At 66.0% G+C, this 18,833-nt stretch carries 21 protein-coding genes and 1 pseudogene; 10 read left to right on the plus strand and 12 right to left on the minus strand.

Annotated elements, in window-relative coordinates; translation table 11 throughout:
• Positions 1-116 precede the first annotated feature (116 nt).
• A complete protein-coding gene (locus ABDC78_RS24050; protein ID WP_083741825.1) occupies positions 117-656 on the plus strand; it encodes a TlpA disulfide reductase family protein in 540 nt (179 codons plus the stop codon).
• 170 nt (positions 657-826) lie between these two features.
• On the opposite strand, the gene ABDC78_RS24055 is transcribed toward ABDC78_RS24050, so the two are convergent.
• Positions 827-1,168: a DUF3703 domain-containing protein gene (locus tag ABDC78_RS24055; RefSeq protein WP_178361178.1), complete on the minus strand. Its 342-nt coding sequence runs from the start codon at positions 1,166-1,168 to the stop codon at positions 827-829.
• Between the two features lie 237 nt (positions 1,169-1,405).
• A complete protein-coding gene (locus ABDC78_RS24060) occupies positions 1,406-1,789 on the minus strand; it encodes a metalloregulator ArsR/SmtB family transcription factor (RefSeq protein WP_083741751.1) in 384 nt (127 codons plus the stop codon).
• A 24-nt stretch (positions 1,790-1,813) separates the two neighbouring features.
• Here ABDC78_RS24060 and ABDC78_RS24065 point away from each other — a divergent pair, with 24 nt between their 5' ends.
• Positions 1,814-2,500, plus strand: coding sequence for a thioredoxin domain-containing protein (locus tag ABDC78_RS24065; RefSeq protein WP_083741752.1), 687 nt, complete (start codon positions 1,814-1,816; stop codon positions 2,498-2,500).
• Positions 2,501-2,743: 243 nt separating this feature from the next.
• Here ABDC78_RS24065 and ABDC78_RS24070 read toward each other — a convergent pair whose 3' ends face one another.
• From ABDC78_RS24070 to ABDC78_RS24080, 3 genes are all read right to left on the minus strand, one after another.
• On the minus strand, positions 2,744-3,085 hold the full coding sequence (locus tag ABDC78_RS24070; protein ID WP_178361179.1) for a thermonuclease family protein: 342 nt from the start codon (positions 3,083-3,085) through the stop codon (positions 2,744-2,746).
• Between the two features lie 97 nt (positions 3,086-3,182).
• Positions 3,183-3,677 (minus strand): nitroreductase family deazaflavin-dependent oxidoreductase, encoded by a 495-nt coding sequence (locus ABDC78_RS24075; protein WP_178361180.1) that lies wholly within the window; start codon positions 3,675-3,677, stop codon positions 3,183-3,185.
• A gap of 34 nt (positions 3,678-3,711) precedes the next feature.
• Positions 3,712-4,065, minus strand: a complete 354-nt coding sequence (locus ABDC78_RS24080; protein WP_178361181.1) for an HNH endonuclease signature motif containing protein — start codon at positions 4,063-4,065, stop codon at positions 3,712-3,714.
• A gap of 109 nt (positions 4,066-4,174) precedes the next feature.
• Between ABDC78_RS24080 and ABDC78_RS24085 the strand changes: the two genes are divergently transcribed.
• Positions 4,175-4,582 (plus strand): hypothetical protein, encoded by a 408-nt coding sequence (locus tag ABDC78_RS24085; RefSeq protein WP_178361182.1) that lies wholly within the window; start codon positions 4,175-4,177, stop codon positions 4,580-4,582.
• On the opposite strand, the gene ABDC78_RS24090 is transcribed toward ABDC78_RS24085, so the two are convergent.
• From ABDC78_RS24090 to ABDC78_RS24100, 3 genes are all read right to left on the minus strand, one after another.
• Positions 4,577-5,338, minus strand: coding sequence for a class I SAM-dependent methyltransferase (locus ABDC78_RS24090; protein ID WP_178361183.1), 762 nt, complete (start codon positions 5,336-5,338; stop codon positions 4,577-4,579). The genes ABDC78_RS24085 and ABDC78_RS24090 overlap by 6 nt on opposite strands.
• A gap of 55 nt (positions 5,339-5,393) precedes the next feature.
• The gene (locus ABDC78_RS24095; protein ID WP_178361184.1) at positions 5,394-5,972 is read right to left on the minus strand and encodes a hypothetical protein; all 579 of its coding nucleotides are present in this window, start codon (positions 5,970-5,972) and stop codon (positions 5,394-5,396) included.
• A gap of 119 nt (positions 5,973-6,091) precedes the next feature.
• Positions 6,092-6,769, minus strand: coding sequence for a guanylate cyclase (locus ABDC78_RS24100; protein WP_178361195.1), 678 nt, complete (start codon positions 6,767-6,769; stop codon positions 6,092-6,094).
• 41 nt (positions 6,770-6,810) lie between these two features.
• Here ABDC78_RS24100 and ABDC78_RS24105 point away from each other — a divergent pair, with 41 nt between their 5' ends.
• A complete protein-coding gene (locus tag ABDC78_RS24105) occupies positions 6,811-6,984 on the plus strand; it encodes a hypothetical protein (RefSeq protein ID WP_178361185.1) in 174 nt (57 codons plus the stop codon).
• Here ABDC78_RS24105 and ABDC78_RS24110 read toward each other — a convergent pair whose 3' ends face one another.
• Positions 6,985-8,295, minus strand: a complete 1,311-nt coding sequence (locus tag ABDC78_RS24110; protein WP_178361186.1) for an HNH endonuclease signature motif containing protein — start codon at positions 8,293-8,295, stop codon at positions 6,985-6,987.
• Positions 8,296-8,555: 260 nt separating this feature from the next.
• Between ABDC78_RS24110 and ABDC78_RS24115 the strand changes: the two genes are divergently transcribed.
• The 3 genes and pseudogenes from ABDC78_RS24115 to ABDC78_RS24125 all read left to right on the plus strand — a co-directional run.
• The gene (locus tag ABDC78_RS24115; protein ID WP_256736360.1) at positions 8,556-8,843 is read left to right on the plus strand and encodes a hypothetical protein; all 288 of its coding nucleotides are present in this window, start codon (positions 8,556-8,558) and stop codon (positions 8,841-8,843) included.
• Positions 8,844-8,928: 85 nt separating this feature from the next.
• A complete protein-coding gene (locus tag ABDC78_RS24120; RefSeq protein ID WP_178357649.1) occupies positions 8,929-10,158 on the plus strand; it encodes an IS256 family transposase in 1,230 nt (409 codons plus the stop codon).
• Positions 10,159-10,202: 44 nt separating this feature from the next.
• Positions 10,203-11,369, plus strand: a pseudogene (locus tag ABDC78_RS24125) (transposase); the annotation flags it as partial.
• Between the two features lie 53 nt (positions 11,370-11,422).
• Here ABDC78_RS24125 and ABDC78_RS24130 read toward each other — a convergent pair.
• The 3 genes from ABDC78_RS24130 to ABDC78_RS24140 are packed head-to-tail and all read right to left on the minus strand — an operon-like array spanning position 11,423 to position 16,002.
• Complete coding sequence (locus ABDC78_RS24130) at positions 11,423-12,208, minus strand: adenylate/guanylate cyclase domain-containing protein (protein WP_178358057.1); 786 nt, start codon at positions 12,206-12,208, stop codon at positions 11,423-11,425.
• A 3-nt stretch (positions 12,209-12,211) separates the two neighbouring features.
• Positions 12,212-15,133, minus strand: a complete 2,922-nt coding sequence (locus ABDC78_RS24135; RefSeq protein ID WP_178358056.1) for an aminotransferase — start codon at positions 15,131-15,133, stop codon at positions 12,212-12,214.
• Entirely contained in the window at positions 15,130-16,002 is an 873-nt protein-coding gene (locus ABDC78_RS24140) for an alpha/beta hydrolase (RefSeq protein ID WP_178358055.1), read from the minus strand. The genes ABDC78_RS24135 and ABDC78_RS24140 overlap by 4 nt, the downstream gene beginning before the upstream one ends.
• Positions 16,003-16,104: 102 nt before the next feature.
• Here ABDC78_RS24140 and ABDC78_RS24145 point away from each other — a divergent pair, with 102 nt between their 5' ends.
• From ABDC78_RS24145 to ABDC78_RS24155, 3 genes are all read left to right on the plus strand, one after another.
• Positions 16,105-16,710 carry a TetR/AcrR family transcriptional regulator gene (locus tag ABDC78_RS24145; RefSeq protein ID WP_347133213.1) on the plus strand — a complete coding sequence of 202 codons (606 nt, stop codon included), beginning with the start codon at positions 16,105-16,107 and terminating at the stop codon, positions 16,708-16,710.
• A 503-nt stretch (positions 16,711-17,213) separates the two neighbouring features.
• Positions 17,214-17,981: an ABC transporter permease gene (locus ABDC78_RS24150; RefSeq protein WP_178358054.1), complete on the plus strand. Its 768-nt coding sequence runs from the start codon at positions 17,214-17,216 to the stop codon at positions 17,979-17,981.
• Positions 17,978-18,832 carry an ABC transporter permease gene (locus ABDC78_RS24155; RefSeq protein WP_178358053.1) on the plus strand — a complete coding sequence of 285 codons (855 nt, stop codon included), beginning with the start codon at positions 17,978-17,980 and terminating at the stop codon, positions 18,830-18,832. The genes ABDC78_RS24150 and ABDC78_RS24155 overlap by 4 nt, the downstream gene beginning before the upstream one ends.
• Position 18,833 lies beyond the last annotated feature (1 nt).

Genomic DNA, 18,833 nt, shown 5'->3' on the forward strand with positions numbered 1-18,833 from the left:
AGCCAGAAACGTCGGCGGTGACATCGCCGTCCACAACGTGGCCGTCGCGAGGGTTTGTCAGGACCAGCGTCAGGCGATGTGTCGCCGCCGTCGCGGCCGTTGTCGCCGCGACAGGCCTGGTCACCGGCTGCACCACCGGCGAGGATGCCGTCGCCCAAGGCGGCACCTTCGACTTCGTCTCGCCCGGCGGCCAGACCGCGATCTTCTATGACCCACCCTCGACGCGGGGCACGATCGGCGATCTGAGCGGACCCGACTTGTTCACCGACACACCGATCCGGCTGTCGGATTTCACCGGAAAAGTGGTTCTCATCAATGTGTGGGGCTCCTGGTGTGCGCCGTGTCGCACCGAAACTCCGGAGCTGGAAACGGTGTACACCGAATATCGCGACCGGGGCGTGCAGTTCCTCGGCATCGACGTCCGCGACAACCGCGACACCGCACGCGATTTCGTGACCGACCGCAACGTGCAATATCCCTCCATCTTCGACCCCTCGCTGCGCAGCCTCATCACCCTGGGACGCAACTATCCGACCAGCGTGGTGCCCACCACGATGGTCCTCGACCGCCAGCACAGAGTCGCGGCGGTGTACCTCATGGCACTACTAGCCGAAGACCTACGACCACTACTAGACCGGCTGACCACCGAGCCCTGACACACACCTCATGAATCTCGTGCTCGGCGATGGTCAGGCGAGCGCGAGGAACAGCTCCACTACGCATCCATGGTTTGACTGAGACCGCGCGACGCCCCACCGAATCTGTCTGGTTTCTAGAGAATTTTGGACGTCTCAGTTTCTGTCTCGCGCGTGCTCGCTTGGGTGGGTTAGCTGGTCAGCGTGGCGAGGTCGTCAGGTATGAGCATCGGGGTCATCAGCCCGGCAGCGACACGGCCGGTGTTGCCCACGGGGTACCGCCCGCTCAGCGAGCCTGGCGCCGCGGCGACGATGAGGCGCACGACCTGGCCGAGCGCTTCGCGGCGGTCGCGTTGGCGCAGCGCGAGCGCCAACATCGCGGCGTGGTTGCAGGTATGCAGCCACGGGTCGGGCTGCGACACGATGTGCGCCCGCTCCAGATGTCGCCACCGAGTCGTCGCGTCGGCGGCGTTCTTGGCGGCCGCCATCTCGTTGCGGTAGACCAGGGCGGCCTGGTCGCTGATCCGTGTCATCGGGTGCTCCTCTCGGGGCGGTCAGCCTCGTCGCTGCAGGTTGGCTGCCGACTTAGCGGGTGCGGTGGTGCTGCTCTTGGCGTCTGGCCCAGGGGTGGGGGCGCAGCACTGGCATCCGACCTCAACGGCAGCCGCGGTGCGTGTAGGTGTGATGACGGGTAGGACGGGCCGGGTTGCACCACCGGTCGCGGTCGTTCCGCCTCGGGTTCGGCGGCGCTACTGGATCCGCAGCACGCATCAGACACGATCAGGCTCCTTCCCGGCGGCCACGTTCACCGTGGGCAGCACCGCGGCCATCAACTGACGTCCACGCTCGGTCAGCCGGTACATCACCAACTTTCCCTGCCGCCGCGAGGACACCAGCGAGGCGTTCTTGAGCTGGCGCAAATGATGCGACACCAAACCCTGTGGGAGGCCAATCACCCAGGCCATGTCGCATACGCACAGCTCATCGCCGGCCGCCAACGCCGCGGCGATCGACAACCGGGTGGCATCACTCAAGCCGCGGGCTGCCGCGGCCGCGGCCTGCACCGTGGCGATGTCCGGCACCGCGGTCCGGATCTGCTCCGCGTGGGGCAGGTCCAAACACAGCAGATCGCAGGTACCCAGCGGCTCGCTCATATCCATATACTAAAGTACGTCGATATGAGTATGAAAGGCCTCGGCTCGATCCTGGCCAACACCCGCGTGCTCCTCACGATCTTCGTCATCGCGGTCGCCACCGTTGCGACGGTGGTGTTTCTTTCAGTGCGCGATACCGGCTCGACGGCCGAGGTTGCACTCGACGATTCAACCGCCGGCCAGACAGTCCGAGACAACAGCCACCGACTGAACTCAGTACCCGACAGCGATATCTACTTCGTCGAGTTCCTCGACTTCGAATGCGAAGGCTGCCGCGCGCTCTACCCGGTCGTCGAGCAGCTGCGCGCCGAGTACGGCGACCGGGTGAACTTCGTGCTGCGCTACTTCCCGCTGCGCTCCCACTTCAACGCCGAACGCGCCGCCCGCGCTGTCGAAGCCGCCGCCCAGCAAGGCCAACTCGAAGCCATGTACAAGAAAATGTATGAGACACAGGCCGAATGGGGTGAACAACAGGTTCCGGCCGACGACGTGTTCCGCGAGTTCGCCCAACAACTTGGCCTCGACATGGGCGCGTTCGACGCCACCTACAACGACCCCGCAACCCTGGAGCGCATCCAACTCGACGTCAGCGACGGCACCGCACTAGGCGTCCAAGGCACCCCCACCTTCTTCATCAACGACGAACGCATCCAACCCCGCAGCTATGAAGACCTCACCACCGCACTCGACCAAGCATTGGGGCGCAGCTAGGGCGGCTGTGTCTCGTTTCTAGAGAAACGAGACAGCCATGCACGGCCTAACTTGTGTTCGCATAGCGCCAGGTCGCGGTGTCTCATTTCTTGTCTCACACCTGTGATCGACGACGGTGAATACGCATCTGGAGTGAACTCACCGACGATGAAACGGGCATATCGCGGGTATAAACCGGTCAGCGAGCGGAGGTCCTCCCCTCGCCACGGGCCTTCGCGGGCAGGCGCGTCAGCAACAGCTTGACTAATGCAGATAAGTGCGCCCGTAGCTGTCGGTGCGGTCTTGAGTGGGGTCGAGTTGCAGGGCGACACGCTGCCCGAGCAACGTCGTCGTGGCGAACTGGGTCGCTTCGGGTCCCCAGCACCCGACGGTGTGTCCGGGTTTTTTGGTCTCAGGGGTATCGATGCCGAGGACACGCACACGCAGACGTCCACGGTTGTCATCGCGGATGTCGATGGTGTCGCCATCGACGACTCTGAGCACCTCGGCGGTGGTGTCGACGCCCTGGGCGGCGCTGGTAGCCGGGGGGACCAGTCCGATTCCAGCTACCGCGACAACGGCAGCGACAATCAGGGTGCGAATCATGCGTTCCCCCACGTCGATGATGCAGCTCGGCCCCCGCCTCGACCGCAGAGTAGCTAACGAGTCGCCTCAGGCACAACCCCCTCCGGCGGGACCGATGTCAGCGCGGAGTGAGTCGGAAGATGGGAATCTGCCGGCCGGCGGGCGCGGTTTTGTCGCGGTAGTCGGAGTACCCGGCGTACACGTTCTCCGCGAGCGCGTAGAGCCTCGTGTACTCGTCGGGGTCGGTGACCTGTGAAGCCGAGAAGCTCTCTCCGCCGAAGTCGCAGTCCGGATTGGCCTTCAGATTGTGATACCACTGCGGATGCTTGCTGCCCCCGTAGTTCGAGGCGAGCAGGATCACGTCGGACCCGTCGTGGAAGTACGTGAGCTGCACCGTGCGTGGTTTTCCCGACTTCGCGCCCGTGGTGGTGAGCGGGGCGTTGACGATCGGCCCCATGTTGACCCGTCCGTCGGTGAGGCGGAACAGATACGGGTCGGTGCGCCGGGCGATGTGCCGCGCGACGAACTGCCCGAAGCGCGAGCGCCCGAAACGAACACCCGACTGATACCGCGGGCCTCGCTTCTTGTGTGGATCGACATAGCGGAGTGGCACCTCGGAACCGTACCGCGCGGGCCTGCCGGCGAGATCACTCAGCGTCGGCTGCGAGGGTCCTGTTGATCTCGGCTTGACGAATCAGGAAATCGCGCTCATCGAGCTTCTTGCGTCGCATCCAGCTCGTCACCTCGGAGTTGCACTTGCTGGTGTTGCAGGAACGGCAACTGGGGACGACGTTGTCGAGCGCGTACCGTCCGCCGCGCGAAATCGGGAGCACACAGTCCTTCTGCAGGGGCGTCCCAACCGCACCGCAGTACGCGCACCCACCCCAGGCCAATGTCAATGCGGCCCACTGGGAATCGGTGAGGTCATGCACCTTCAACGCCATCCGCCGCTTACGGCGACGCGCATATCTGACCGCGCGAGTCGGACTGCGGGATGGCACGGGCAGAGGCTACCGCCGAGCGTGCCCACATCCTCCGGTGGCGCGCCGGTGTCCGGACGACGTGCGCCGAACCGCAATCTCACCGTCCATCTGCGACCTACCATCAGGTATGACTCGGCCCATGCTCGCTTGCGCGGTGACCCTCGCCGCTGTGTTCACCGGGGTGCCGGGTGCGCCCCTGGCTCACGCCGGCCCGCCGCCGCCGTGCTCGTTCACGCTCACCGCGCCGCAGGTCGTGCAGGTCGCCGGCGTCGCCACGGTCACGGCGACGCTGTCACCGGCTGAGTGCGGGCCACCGGCAGAGCCCGCCACCAGCGTGGCCTGTCTGCAGATGCAGGGTGGTGACGGGGTCCCGCGCTGCTACCCGAGCGACGCCTCCGGGACCGCGCAGGTTTTCCTCGACCTCTACGTCGCCGGTGCCACCTATGTGGCGACGGGCAGAGGCTGCGGCGCCTGGATCGGACAGCCACCGGCGCCGGACTGCCAACCGATGGGGCCCTTTTCCGCGACGTTATGACCGGCGCAGAATGGCTCTCAACTGGTAGAAGGCGAGCAGGCCCGCGCGGCCTGCGACGTCGGCATAGCGATCGACCACCTCGTCGACGAACGTCGCCGCCAGATCGGTTCCCAGTCGGGACGTCCAATCGCCGAAGCCCACGGCGCACCATTGCGCGAAGGCGTCGCGCGAGCCGAAATCCCACGACTGGTCGACCACTGCGCTCTCGAGAACGTCCAGCCCCTCAGCGTTCGTGATGGCGGCGAACGACTCCGGCAGCGGATGAACGAAGGGCGCGACGAAGCCGGCGAATCCTTCGGCCCACCGGGCATCCCGGGACACGTCCATCGCGACGTCTTCGACGCTGGGACGCGAGCCGCCGCAGACGAACGTCACCAGAGCCCGGCCGCCGGGGCGCAACGCCGAGGCGATGCACCGATAGGCCCGGTGCTGATCGCGGACCCAGTGCAGCGCATTGAACGATGTCACGACGTCGAACTCGGCGTCGTAGGTCAGCGTGGTCACCTCGCCGAGCTGGAAGGTGGCCGACGTCGCACGGCGTTGGGCGGCCTCGATCATCCGCGGGCTCGGGTCGATGCCCACGATCATGCCGCGGGGGAGTCGGTCGGCGATCTGCGCGGTGACATATCCGTCGCCGCAGCCGATGTCGAGGACGCGCTCGCCGCCGTCGAGTGTGAGCAGTGACAGCGATTCGGCAGCCATCTCCCGCTGCAGTTCGCTCACCACGCCGTACTGAGCGCCATCCCAATCCGCCACACCATCATCTTCACCCGGACGCGGTGAAACCGGAAGGTGCGCGGGGCGCCGCTGATCAACCCGCGCGGTACTCCACGACCGCATCACGGCTCAACAGGTCTTCACCCGCGATGACCACCAACTCGGTCGCAGAAAGCCGGTAGGTGGTGTTGTCGTTGCGCGCCTCGAAGCCCGTCGGTATCACGCGGACATCGTCCAACTGCAGAGATGCCCCGTCTTGCAGTCGCATTCCCGAGTACTCGTAGGCTCCGTCGGCCCCACGGCAGACCACCATCGCCGACCGTTCCGTGCGCGCGATCGCGACGGCCTCCTGGAGAGGGTCGCAGCGCGCGCTGGTGTCGACGAAGCCGCGATCGTCGATGGCGAGCACGGCGGGTTCCGGTTCCGGCTGCGGCTGCGGCGCGACCGTGGTGGTGGGCATCACCGGTGCGGCCACCCACGGGGACGCGGTATTCGGTTGAGCCGGAATGGATTGCATCTGCGCAGGTTCGTCGTCGGGGGAGTTCAGCATGGTGTAGACGAGGGCAAGCGTTGCGATCGACGCCACCACGATGGAGATCGCCGACGCCTTCGCGCTGAGGAGGCCGCGTGACGGAGCGTCGGGAGTGGGAGCGGGCTCGGTCGCTGTGGGCATGCCTGCGCTCCCTTGTTGCGTTCGCCGAAAGAGTTCTCTGTCGAACAGCAAACCACCTGAGCCTCGAGCGCTGCGCCATCTCGGTCGGCGTTTCGCCCACTGAGATGGCGGACGCAGACTCAGGGGAGGACCGAGATCTCGTTACCGAGTCGGTACCCGGCCCTCAGCGGCAAGCTATCTCCGCTCCAGAATGAGCCTGGATCAAACCAATTGGAGTGTTTCTCGGTCTCGAGCAGGCCCATCTCCTCGTAGGTGATGGCGACCGTCTCGGCGCAGTAGGCGGTTTGAAACCCGGCGCTGAACTTTTCGGCCTTCCGCCGTTCCACGGACTGACGAACCTTTCTGTGCAGGAACGGGATTCCACGGGTGAAGTCGGCGGTGTTGGGAAGCCGACCACGCATCCAGCGGCCGGTCAGTCGCGCTGTCGTCGGGAACGGCGTGCCGTCCATCCGGGCGATGACCTGCAGCATCCGGTCTTCCTGCTCACGGCTGGCATAGGGGGTGAGCTGACGCAGCCAGCAACGTTGGTCGTAGGTCTCGGTCCAACGCTCCACGGCCTGACGCAGATCGTTGAGCTGCACCCCACGATGATTGGTTCCTGTCCACATGTCGACCAGTTTGTCGCCGAGTTCGGCATGCCAGATCAGGGGCGGCAGGTCGTCGATCGCCACGGTCATCCCGACGTGGTTGACGGGGCTGTTCGTCATCGACTGGATGGCCCGATCCGGCCCGGAGTGCCCGCGGAACAACCAGATGTCGCCGGTGCGAGTCTCGTCGAGCGCGCGCTGCAGCGACACCGTGCTTGGATTCACGCCCAGAGTTTAGGCAGACTCGACGCATGCGTGGAATCTGGAAGTGGGTCGGGCTGGCCAGCGTCGCCGGCGTCGTCGCGGGCGGGGTGCTGGTCGCACGCGATCAGCGGCGCCGCAATGCCTACACCCCCGACGACATCCGCGCCCGGCTGCATCAGCGGCTCGCCGAAGCAGAAGCCAAGGCCGACGAGGCCGATTAACTAGCTCGCTTTGTCAGTGGCGGGCGGTGGCTTGGGTTGGTAGGGGTGGTACCACTTCCATTGGGCGCGTTCGCCGGTCGGTCCGGGGTAGGGGTCCACTGCTGGTGGTGGTGTCGTCGGGGGTCGGGCCAACGAGCGGTTGTTCAGTGGTTGGCCCGTGTGGGCGGTGACGACGAGGCGGTCGGCGGGTCCGGTGATGGTGATCAGCCCGCGGTGATGGGCGCGGTGGTGGTACGGGCAGACCAGCGCCAGGTTGCACAGTTCGGTGAGGCCGCCGTCCTCCCAGTGCCGTAAGTGGTGGGCATGTAGTCCTCGGGTTGCGCCGCACCCGGGGACCACACAGCAGCGGTCGCGGTGTTCCAACGCCCGACGCAGCCGCCGGTTGACTGTCCGGGTGGCCCGTCCGGCGCCGATCACCTGGCCGTGGCGCTCGAACCACACCTCGCAGGTCGCGTCGCACAGCAGGTACTGCCGTTCAGCGTCGGACAGCAGCGGCCCCAGGTGCAGAGAGGCGACGTGGGAGTCGGCGTCGACGTGGATCACCGCGGTGGTGCGTTGTCCGTGTGGGCGCCGGGCGGCCTCGGTGTCCCAGCCGGCCTCGACCACACTCATGAACGCATCAATCGTGCTCGGGAACGGCGGCGCCTGCTCACTGGTCCGCTCACCGTCTGGGGCGTGGTGGTGTTTCCAGTCGGCGACCAACCCGTCGAGGTGCGAGGCCAGGGCGGCGTCGACGGTGGCGGCTTCGGCGTGGGGGAGCCGGATCCGGTAGGTGGTGTGGGTGTGGTCGCTGGTTTTGGCGATCGTGCGTTCGGGTTCGGGTGGGGGCTGCGGTTCGGGCTCAGAATCGAACTCAGATTCGGGTTCGGGTTGGGGTTCGGGTTGGGGTCGGGGTTCGGCCCGCAGCGCGATCCGCAGTTGGGAGACCGTGGCGCTCTCGGTCAGCAGCGCGTAGTGCTCATCGGAGCCGTCAGCGGCGCGTTCGGCGATGACACCGACCTGATCGAGGGAGAACCGGCCCTCGCGGAGCGCGTCGAGGCAGCGTGGGAAGGTTTCGACGCGTTCGGCGACGGTGACCAGGGTTTCGGCGTTGTGCGGGGAGGTGCCCAGTTTCCAGGCCACCAGCGCGGCCACCGTCTTGGCGCCGGTCGTCGACCATAAGCCGTCGCGGTCGATCTCGGCGACGATATCGACGATGCGCCCGTCGATCGCATTCCGCTGACCCGCCAGCTCAGACAACTCGTCGAACAGCACCTCCAGCCGCGCCCCCCGGGGCGGGCTGGGGATGAAACACGGTGCAGCCGAGGACATGACACCATCATCACAGACAGGTCCGACATTTAGCCTTGGTGTGAGTCCACGGGCAGGTCCGAGGGTCCGACCGGGACACTTGGTGATCCCTGAGATTTGAGCGGCCTCCCGTGGACTTCGGTGTCTGGTCGTGCGGTGTCCTTGTTCGGGAACTTGGAGCCACCCGTGGGTGTGGATTCCTGCTTAGAGAATGTCTGGGCCGTGGCCGCGGCGGTCAGTCACCTGAGGATCTGAAAATGTTAGGGCAGGAGGGTTTTGCAGTGGCATTGACGTTGGGAATCGACGTCGCGGTTCGGGCTGCGCACCAGGCGACCTTGGCCCGTGACGGGAAAACGGTGTGGCGGGGCCGCAAGTTCTTGACCCGCCCTGACGATCTGGAGCGGGTGTGGGCCGATGTGGGTGTCGAGGATCCGGCTGAGCTGACGGTGGTACTCGAGCCGACCAGAAACGCCTGGATCGTGGTTGCCGAGTGGTTTCGCCGGCGCGGCGCGAAGGTGGTGATGGTGCCGAGGGCGTGTCTCATTGACTGTGTAAGGGGTTGGGCCTGAATGGTGGTCAGGCATGCTGACTGCCGGACAGGAGTGAATTGCTTTGTCTCGATCCGACTCAACTCGTGATGATGCTGCGCAGCGGTTGGCGCAGATGTTTCCGCCGGCAGCTGTGGATGCGTTGCTCGCCGACGCGGAAGCCTCTGGAACCCCCATCGATGGCCCGGAGGGGCTGTTGGCGCAGATGACCAAGGCCGTGCTCGAACGTGCATTGGACGTCGAGATCGCCGATCACCTGGGCTATGAACATGGCGATCCGGCCGGTAAGGGCTCAGGCAACTCCCGCAATGGCCACGGCCGTAAGACGGTGCTGACCACCGCCGGACCGGTCGATCTCGAGGTCCCCCGCGACCGCAACGGCAGCTTCACCCCGGCGATCGTCCCGAAGCGCCAACGGCGCCTGGGGCAGGTCGAGGACATGATCCTGTCGCTCTACGCCCGCGGGATGTCGACCCGTGACATCACCGAGCACCTCGGCGAGGTCTACGGCGCCAGCGTGTCGGCGGCCACGATTTCGCGGGTGACCGATGTCGTGACCGACGAGATCGCGGCTTGGCAGTCCCGTCCGGTCGATCCGGTGTATCCGATCCTCTACATCGACGCGATCCGGATCAAGATCCGCGACGGCGGCGTAGTCGCCAACAAGGCCGCCCACGTCGTGATCGGCGTCGATGTCGACGGGATCAAGCAGGTCCTGGGGATCTGGATCCAGCAGACCGAAGGGGCGAAGTTCTGGCACGGCGTGCTCACCGAGCTGCGCAACCGGGGCTGTCGCGACGCGTTGTTCGTCTGCTGCGACGGGCTGACCGGGCTGCCGGAATCGATCGCCGCGGTCTGGCCGGCGGCCATCATTCAGACCTGTGTGGTGCATCTGCTGCGAGCGTCGATGCGCTATGCCTCCTACGCCGACCGCAAGAAAATGGCTGCCGCGCTGCGCCCGATCTACACCGCTTCCACCGAGGAGGCCGCCGCCCTGGCGCTCGAGGAGTTCCGCGCCGAGTGGAAAACCAAGTCACCCGGGGCGGTGGCGGTCTGGGACCGGGCCTGGGCGGAGTTCGTGCCGTTCCTGGCGTTCCCGGTCGAGATCCGCAAGATCATCTACACCACCAACGCCATCGAGTCGCTGAACTACCAACTGCGCAAGGTCACCAAAGCACGCGGCTCGTTCCCCTCTGACGCCGCAGCGATGAAATTGCTTTATCTAGCCATCCGCAACATCAACCAGAAACGAGGAAACCAAGGACAAGGAACTCACAACTGGACTCAGGCCCTAAACACCTTCGCCATCCAATTCCCCGAACGACTACCCCTATAACCCGAACATCAACGGCCACAGCACCTTACACAGTTATCTTGACAAGCCCGGTGCCGACCACGCAATCGGCGGACCTGCGCAAGTACTACTCCAAGCACGCAAAGAACGACCGAATCGACTCCGAGCTTTTGGCCCGGCTGCCGCTACTGCACCCGGAAGGATTGCGTCCCTACACCGGACAAGGCCCAGCTGACCCGTTGCGGCGGCTGACGAAGCAGCGTTCCACGATGGTCAAGCGCCGCACCGCGGTCTATGCCCGCCTCGACGCCCTCATCGAGCTACTGGGACCAGCCTGGTACGCGGTACTGGGCTCGAACTACGGCAACGCCGCGCTGCAGTTTCTGGCGCACTACGCCGATCCGCACGCCGTCATCCGGCTTGGCCAGGCCCGGCTGACCAGGTTCCTCATCGCCCGCTCGCGTGGCAATTGGCGTGAGGACCATGCCGCCGGACTGATCGCCGCGGCCAAGGAAACCCTCGCCCTGTGGAATGTTGACGGCACCGATGGAATGAACTTCGCCGAACTGGCTGCTGACATCGCCCACGAGGCCGAACAAGCGCTGTTCTTGACCGGCCAGATCAAAGAGATCGACGAACGGATCGCCAACCTCTACACCGACGCCGACCCGCAGGGCATCGTCGCGTCCGCACCCGGGGTCGGAGCCACCATCAGCGCGGTCATCGCCGGCCGGATCGGCGACCCACACCGGTTCACCTCCCTCGCGGCGATCCGCGCCTACTCCGGGCTGGTCCCGAAAGTCAGCCAATCTGGAGTGGTCAAGTCCGAGTCGTCGATCACCAAGGCTGGCGACCCGCTGCTACGCGAAATGCTTTACACCGCAGCCGATCAGGCACGCAAAACCGATCCCCAGTTCGCCGCGAAGTACCACCGCCTGATGGCCGGAGACCGTCACCACGACTCAGCGATCTGCCACCTCGCCACCATGCTGATCACCCGCATCGCCACCTGCATGCGCAACGACACGCCTTACCAGCTGCGCGATGTCGACGGCACCGCGATCACCGAATCCGAAGGCCGCGCCATCGTCAAAGAGCGCTACCAACTCGATCCGCGCCGACGCGACCACGTCCGCCACAAACTCATGCGCGACCGACGCAAAAAGGCGGGCCAGGAGTCACAGGAGTCGCCAGGCGCTCCAACATCCCAGCCCGCTACACACAAGCCTACGACGAGTCCTCAAGTAGCTTGACTCCAGTTAGGAACTCAAGTCCGGTTCGTCAAGCCGCACTGGCGCGATCGCGGCTAGAGCGCCACCGCATACAGGGTCTGAGTCCCGGCGAAACCCTTGAGCTCGGCGTCCCGACCGTCATCGAAGCCGATGTCTGCGAGGTCCCCGCAGCTGTCAAGTACCGCGTCGCTGACCAGGATCTCGCCGCCGTCGGCTTCTCCGGCCACCCGGGCAGCCATGGCGACGTTGCGGCCGAACAGGTCGTCGCCGCGCAGCACCGACTTGCCGACGTGGATACCGATCCGCACCCGAATGCCGTCGCGGTCCTTCCGCAGTGAACGCTGGATGTCGACCGCACACCGGACTGCCTGCTCGGGCTTGGCGAACGCAACCATGAATCCGTCGCCCTGACTTTTCACGACGTAGCCGTCGTGGTTGTCGACGTGTCGGCGCACCGATTTGTCGTGCCTGCCGATCAGCCTGACCCAGGCTCGATCGCCGATGCGTTCGTTGAGCGCAGTGGATTCCTCGATGTCGGAGAACATGATCGCGACTCTGCCGCCGGGTGCCAGTCGGGCCAGATCGGGCCGCTCCACCTCAGCCCAGTCGGCGAGTTCCTCGATCGAGGACCGCACGGCCGCGCCGAAGCCGTCCCGGCGCAGGATGCCTGCGGTCTCCCACACGGTCTTGACAGCCTTGGTCCCTCCGGAAAGGAGCAGGTGGCGGGTATCAACGCGGCGACGCAGCTCTTCTGCCTCCTGCTGCGCCGCCTTCAGGCGCAGCGCGAGGACCACCAGCGCGATGGTCTCGCCGATGACAACCACCGCCAGTGCGTACGCCGCGAACTGCAGTCCTGTCACCGACTACCAACCTTCGGTGAGCACTCGGTCCAGCGTGTCGACATAGAAGTCGGCCGCCTCGGTGTCGATGCACAGTGGCGGTTTGGTCTTCAGGATGTTCACGTGGTCGCCGGTAGGCTGGATGATCACGCCGAGATCGAGCATCCGATCGCAGATCGCCGAGGTCTCCTCGGATGCAGGCTCCAATGTGGTGGTGTCCCTGATCATCTCGACCCCCAGATACAGGCCGAACCCGTGCACCGTACCGATGATGGGGTGCTTGTCCCGCAGCTGCAGAAGCCTGGTCTTGAGGTGGCCGCCGACTCGCAGGGCGTTGTCCTGCAGCCCCTCGTCACGCAGCACGTCGAGGACGGTCATCCCGATGGCACAGGACAGCGGGCTCCCGCCGGTCGACGAGAAGAAGTAGCCCTGCGAGGAGAAGGCATCGGCGACTGCGCGACTGGTGATCACCGCCCCCAGCGGATATCCGTTGCCCGTCGACTTCGCGACCGACACGATGTCGGGCACCGCCTGCTGCTGCTGGAATCCCCAGAACCACTCACCGAGGCGCCCGTAACCCACCTGCACCTCGTCGGAGATCGCCAGCCCACCGCCGGCTCGGACAGCTGCATACACTTGCTGCAGGTAGCCGTCGGGCAGGGCCATACCGCCGGCGTTGCCGTACACGCTCTCGCAGATGAATGCCGCGGGCGCCCGGCCCGCCGCGCGCAGAGCCTCGATCTCGGCAACCGCTTCCCCGGCATACCGGGACGCGTCGGCGCCGCGGTACTTCCCCCGGAAACTGTTCGGCGACTCGACCGTGTGTACCCAATCTGGCCTGGTGGCAAGCGCATTCGGGTTGTCGGCGATCGACGTCGACACCGCATCGGTGCCGTAGGTCCACCCGTGATAGGCCTCGCGGACGGCGACCACGTCACGCCTACCGGTGGCCGCTGTCGCCAGTCGAATCGCCAGATCGCTTGCCTCCGAACCGGAATTGACCAGGAACACGGTGTCCAAGGGTTCAGGAAGCAGAGCGGCGAGGCGTTCGCTGAATTCGACCACCGCCGAGTAGTTGAAACGTGAGTTGGTGTTGAGCCGTCGAAGCTGCCGGGCTGCGGTGGCGGCGATACGGGGATGGGCATGACCGAGAACGGTGACGTTGTTCACCATGTCGAGGTAGCTGCGGCCGGCAGTCGACATCAGGAAATGGCGGCGGCCCCGCTCGAACTGGGGTGGGGTGCGGTAGTAGAACTCCTGCACCGGCGCGAAGCTCGCGTCCCGGCGCGACAGCAGGTCGGTCGCCTCGACCATCTCAGCCGGTGTCAGTCCGAGAAGGGGGCGGGGATCTCGGGTGCAGGCCAGCCAGCCCGGCGCCAGGTCAGCGGGGACGAACGGCGGTGCCACAGGTGAGCCGATGGTGCGCACGTGAAGCTCGACGGGAGTATTCGCACCCGCCTGCGCCAGGGGTTGCCCGGCGCGGACGGTGCCGCCGACGGCCTCTGTCACCCCTGTGACCGACAACTCGAGATCCTTGCTGCGCAGCGTGATTCCGCCGGTTCCGTCCTCGCTCACCTCCCCGTCCCACGGAGCGGCCAGGGAGGTGTCTGCCGCCAGCCACACGCTGATCCCGGTGGCGACGACGGCGGGGGCGTCCTGGCTCAGACGGGGGGCCCGACTGAGCCGCGCCTCCCCGAATCGGGTGACGGCGAGCGTGGCGCCGTTGCGCAGTGCGGCGCGGGCCGCGTCGGCCTCCACCTCGGTCGACAGCACGCCGGCGGTGTCGTAGACCTCCGACGTGCTGGACAGGTCCAGGGTGGCCACCGTGGCCGGGTCGACGGCGATGAGGGGTGCCTGCACCGTCACTGCGGCCGGAGGCGCTGTCAGCCCCAGGTCAGCCTTGATCACCGAACTCATCACGTCGAGCGGGATCGACGTGGCTGCGTCGAACATCCGATACTCGGCGTCGGTCTGCTCGGTGATGTACTCGTTGTCGGGATCCAGGGTGGCCTGCTGGGCGCCGCTGACGATCAGCACAGCGGTCCGCAGCACCAGCAGCGGCCACAAGGCGTCCGCTTCTGCGATCGACAGCGGCCTGACGGCGTGGAAGGCCCGGATCGCGGGCAGCACCGAAGTCGGTTGATTTCCAACGTGTCCCAGAACCGACGAAGCCGTGATCGCCAACTCGGACACCGCCCAGGTGTAGGACAGATCGCCGAAGTCGATGATCCCGTCAGGATGCGGTCCTCCGCGGTCCCACGACACCACCACGTTGTCGTCGGTCAGGTCGATGTGTGCGGCCTGCCGGGGCAGCGCGCCGTCGAGTGGAGAGATTCGTGACCACGCGTCGTAGGTCGCAGTCTGCAGTCGCGAGCGCAACGCGGGGTCGCCGACGAAGGAGCTGAGCTCGTCGACAACATCTCTACCGAAGCGTAAGTCCCACTGCAGGATTCGATCCAGACCCGGATGGGTGAAGTCTCTCAGTGCCTGGCTCACCCGGCCTGCGACGTCCCCGAGGCCCGCTACGGCGGCCGGGGGGAGATAGCCCGACTCCGAGAGCGTGCCGCCGGGGAGGTGTCGCAGTAGCCGGACGTAGGCCGTCCCGTCGACCAGACCGTCGACGGCCGTGCACTTCTCGCCGGTGGTGTTGGCCAACGGCACCGCGACCCGTAGGCCCGGGTCGGCGTCGGCGATCAGTTGTGCGGCGTCGTCCTGGGCCTGCAGCTCGGCCGCGCTGAACGCGGGGTTGGCGATCTTGAGCACGGCGATCACCGAGCCGTGCGCGTCGCTGACGATGAAGTTCTTGTCCTGTTGGCTGCCCAGCGATGTCGCCCGAGCGGTCAGTCCGTAATGGGAGGACAGGATTTCCTGCGCCTGCTCCTCGCTGACCCGGGGAGCGGGCAGTTCGGACTGCTCGAAGAAGTTGAAGCCCGCGCACGCTCTCATCGCAACACGAATCGGACGACCACATCCGAGAACGCGTCGTTGTCGTCGCCGGCGGCGGTGTGTCCCGCCCCGGACAATTCGGCGAACTCGGCGTTGGGGACCTTCTCCAGGAAGTCCGCGACCGCCTCCTCGCTGACCACGTCGGAGAGCTTTCCGCGAATGAGCAGAATCGGGATGGTCAACTCGATCGCCGCCTGCTCGAGCAACTCGACCCGCACGAACGGATCCTCCTGCGGCTTGGTGAGGAACGCCGGATCCCAGTGCCAGTACCACCGGCCGTTGCGGTGCCTCAGGTTCTTCTTCAATCCTTCGGGGCTGCGCGGCTTCGGGCGGTGCGGCAGGTACGCGGCGACCGCCTCGGCCGCGTCCTCCAGTGTTTCGAACCCGTGGACGTGGCTGAACATGAAGTCACGGATGCGCGCGCTGCCGTCCTTCTCGTAGCGCGGCACCACGTCGACGAGAATCAGTCGCGTCACGCTGTCGGGGCCGGCTTCATGCGCGGCGAGGATGCCGGTCAGCCCACCCATGCTCGCGCCGATGAGAACCACCGGGCGGCCGATCTGCTCGATCACCCGCCGGGTGTCCGCGCACAACGCCTCCACGGTGTACTTCGCCTCGGGTGAGCGGTCACTGTCCCCGTGACCCCGACTGTCGAGCGCCACCACATGCAGGCCGCGGGACGCCAGGATCTGCCCGGTCTTCTTCCACGAGAAGCGGTTCTGGCCACCGCCGTGCAACATCAGCACCGACGGGCGGGACCGGTCGAACCCCGCGGTCGCGTCGGGGTTGTTCCATTCGTCGGCGACGAGCGTCAGGTCGTCAGAGCCACGAAACGTCGCGGTCGTCGGCTCGCTGCGGATTGTGCTCACAGGCGTCCTCTCGGCTGGCCCCAGGGATGTCACGTTACCGAGCGGGGCGTTTCCGGCTGTCTCGGGTACCGGGCGGCCACCGAGTCCCTAGTATTTACGCTCGTGCAGAAATGGTCCGATCCTGACGACGATCGTCGCAGGATCATCGAGGCTGCGCATCGCTGCCTTTCCGAGCCGCACTCCGGTCCGATCCCGGTGTCGGCCATCCTGCGCAGCGCCGAGGTTTCGACACGGGCGTTCTACCGTCACTTCAGCTCCAAGGACGAGTTGTTCCTGGCGCTGCTCCAGCAGGAATGCGAAAAGGTGGCCGCGCGGGTGGAGCGGATCGCCGCAGCGGCCGTCGGTACCCCCGCCAACCAGCTCGCGGCCTGGATCGGTGAGATGTTCGACCTGATGGTGGAACCCGAGCAGCGGGCGCACCTGAGCGTCGTCGACTCCGAAGAGGTGCGAATGGCCAAGGGGTATCAGGAGACTCGTGACCGCGCGCGGTGCGACCGCGAGCGCTCCCTTGCGACGATCCTGCGCCGGGGCCGCGACGACGGCTCGTTCCCGATCACCGATCCGGATTGTGACGCAGAGTTGATCGGTGCCGTGGTCAGTCGGGCGCTGAACAACGAGACCCCCGACGACCTCCAGCACCTCAAGCAGACACAGGCCAAGGTGCTCGACTTCGCGCTGCGGGCCGTGGGCGCGGTCGCTGCCGTGTGATTTCCGACGATGGGTTTCCGACTCGGCGGTCGAGAGGGTGGACCGCTGCAGCGACGCCGGGCCGGGGACACCCGGACAGGGGGTGTCGGCAGCGTTCACCCTCGCCCGTCAGCGGTTCATCGCCCAAAGCCGACGCACCTCAGATCGCGTTCACCGAGGCCGTCTCGTTCCTGATCACGTGCCGGGACCGGACCGGACTGGACCACTGCTGGGACTTATCGAGCCCGCTGTTGCGGGCCCCCAGCCGTTCACCGCGACGCTCCTTCACTATCGAGACCGGCCCTGAACAGGGTGTTCGCTGTGCGAGGGTGCTGGACCCAGGACGCCGAGATCGCCCCGGTGCTGCGCGGAAGTGGTCTCCTGTTGCCGCGTCAATTTTTGTTGATATAAGGTTCCTCAGCGTCCTCACATGTGTAACGTCAGCCGAACTGACTGAGCGCAGGCTTCGTCGGAGGGGACAGCGGCCGATGGCGGTGAGGTGTTCACGAGGAAGGACCCGTTAGATGGTCGCTTCTAGCGTTGTCGCCAAACCCGTCCGGGCAGTCGGCGGATTCTTCTCGATGGCGCTCGACACGTTCGTGGCGATGTTCAGGCCGCCGTTCGCGTGGCGCGAGTTCATCTCCCAGTCCTGGTTCGTCGCACGGGTATCCATCCTGCCGACGCTGATGCTGACCATCCCCTACACGGTGCTGCTGACCTTCACGTTCAACATCCTGCTGCGGGAGTTCGGTGCGGCGGACTTCTCCGGCACCGGCGCGGCGCTGGGCACCGTGCGGCAGATCGGCCCGATCGTCACCGTGCTCGTGGTCGCCGGTGCAGGCGCCACCGCGATGTGTGCCGACCTGGGCGCGCGCACGATCCGCGAGGAACTCGATGCGCTGCGGGTGATGGGTATCAATCCCATTCAGGCTCTTGTCGTTCCGCGGGTGCTCGCGGCAATGCTGGTGTCGTTGGCCCTGTCGGCCACGGTCATCCTGGTCGGATTGGCCGGCGCCTACTTCTTCACCGTGTACATCCAGAACGTTTCCCCGGGCGCTTTCGCCTCCGGCCTGACACTGATCATCGGTGCCACCGACGTCTTCATCGCGCTGGTGAAGGCCGCGCTGTTCGGGCTTTCGGCCGGCCTCATCGCTTGCTACAAGGGTATTTCGGTGGGTGGTGGACCGGCCGGTGTCGGCAACGCGGTCAACGAGACCGTGGTGTTCACCTTCATGGCGCTGTTCGCCATCAACATCGTTGCCACGGCGGTCGCGGTGAAGGTGACGATGTGACCGTTTCGCGGCCCCACTCTCAGTTCCCGTGGCTCAAAGCCCGGTTCCGGTCCGTGGTGGATCCATGGAACAGCGTCGGCGTGCAGGCCAAGTTCTACGGCCGGACGCTGCGCTCGATCCACGTGGCCATCACCCACTACCGCGTCGAGCTTCTCCGGCTGATCGCCCAGATGGGTTTGGGTGCAGGGGCGTTGATCGTCATCGGCGGCACGGTCGCGATCGTCGGATTCCTCACCGTGACCACCGGCGCACTGGTGGCGGTGCAGGGTTACACCGACTTCGCCGAAATCGGCGTCGAGGCACTCACCGGCTTCGCTTCGGCGTTCTTCAACGTGCGTCTGATCGCGCCGGCGACGACGGCGGTGGCGCTGTCGGCGACCATCGGCGCGGGTGCCACCGCGCAACTCGGTGCGATGCGGATCAACGAGGAGATCGACGCGCTCGAGGTGATGGGTATCCGCAGCGTCGCCTATCTGGCCTCCACCCGGGTCATTGCCGGTCTGCTCGTGGTCATTCCGCTGTACTGCGTTGGCGTGCTCGCGTCGTTCTGGGCGGCTCGATTCGGCACGACGGTCCTCTACGGACAGTCGAGCGGCGTCTACGACCACTACTTCCGGACGTTCCTGAACCCGGTCGATCTGTTCTGGTCACTGATCCAGTGCGTGGCGTTGGCAGTGGTGATCATGCTGGTGCACACCTACTACGGTTTCACGGCGCGCGGCGGGCCCGCGGGGGTCGGCGAGGCCGTCGGGCGCGCTGTGCGCACGTCGTTGATCGTGTCGGCCTTCGTGCTGGTGATGATCTCGCTTGCGGTGTACGGGCAATCCGGCAACTTCAACCTGGCGGGCTGAG

The organism is Mycobacterium sp. DL (assembly GCF_039729195.1).
In the GTDB taxonomy this organism is placed as follows: Bacteria; Actinomycetota; Actinomycetes; order Mycobacteriales; family Mycobacteriaceae; genus Mycobacterium; species Mycobacterium hippocampi_A.

What these genes read in the sequence shown, in the direction of transcription:
- ABDC78_RS24105 (WP_178361185.1), top strand. Translation starts at nt 6,811, where the DNA reads ATGCGTGGAATCTGGAAGTGGGTCGGGCTGGCCAGCGTCGCCGGCGTC.
- ABDC78_RS24055 (WP_178361178.1), bottom strand. Translation starts at nt 1,168, where the DNA reads ATGACACGGATCAGCGACCAGGCCGCCCTGGTCTACCGCAACGAGATG.
- ABDC78_RS24060 (WP_083741751.1), bottom strand. Translation starts at nt 1,789, where the DNA reads ATGAGCGAGCCGCTGGGTACCTGCGATCTGCTGTGTTTGGACCTGCCC.
- ABDC78_RS24150 (WP_178358054.1), top strand. Translation starts at nt 17,214, where the DNA reads ATGGTCGCTTCTAGCGTTGTCGCCAAACCCGTCCGGGCAGTCGGCGGA.
- ABDC78_RS24085 (WP_178361182.1), top strand. Translation starts at nt 4,175, where the DNA reads ATGACTCGGCCCATGCTCGCTTGCGCGGTGACCCTCGCCGCTGTGTTC.
- ABDC78_RS24110 (WP_178361186.1), bottom strand. Translation starts at nt 8,295, where the DNA reads ATGTCCTCGGCTGCACCGTGTTTCATCCCCAGCCCGCCCCGGGGGGCG.
- ABDC78_RS24065 (WP_083741752.1), top strand. Translation starts at nt 1,814, where the DNA reads ATGAGTATGAAAGGCCTCGGCTCGATCCTGGCCAACACCCGCGTGCTC.
- ABDC78_RS24095 (WP_178361184.1), bottom strand. Translation starts at nt 5,972, where the DNA reads ATGCCCACAGCGACCGAGCCCGCTCCCACTCCCGACGCTCCGTCACGC.
- ABDC78_RS24070 (WP_178361179.1), bottom strand. Translation starts at nt 3,085, where the DNA reads ATGATTCGCACCCTGATTGTCGCTGCCGTTGTCGCGGTAGCTGGAATC.
- ABDC78_RS24135 (WP_178358056.1), bottom strand. Translation starts at nt 15,133, where the DNA reads ATGAGAGCGTGCGCGGGCTTCAACTTCTTCGAGCAGTCCGAACTGCCC.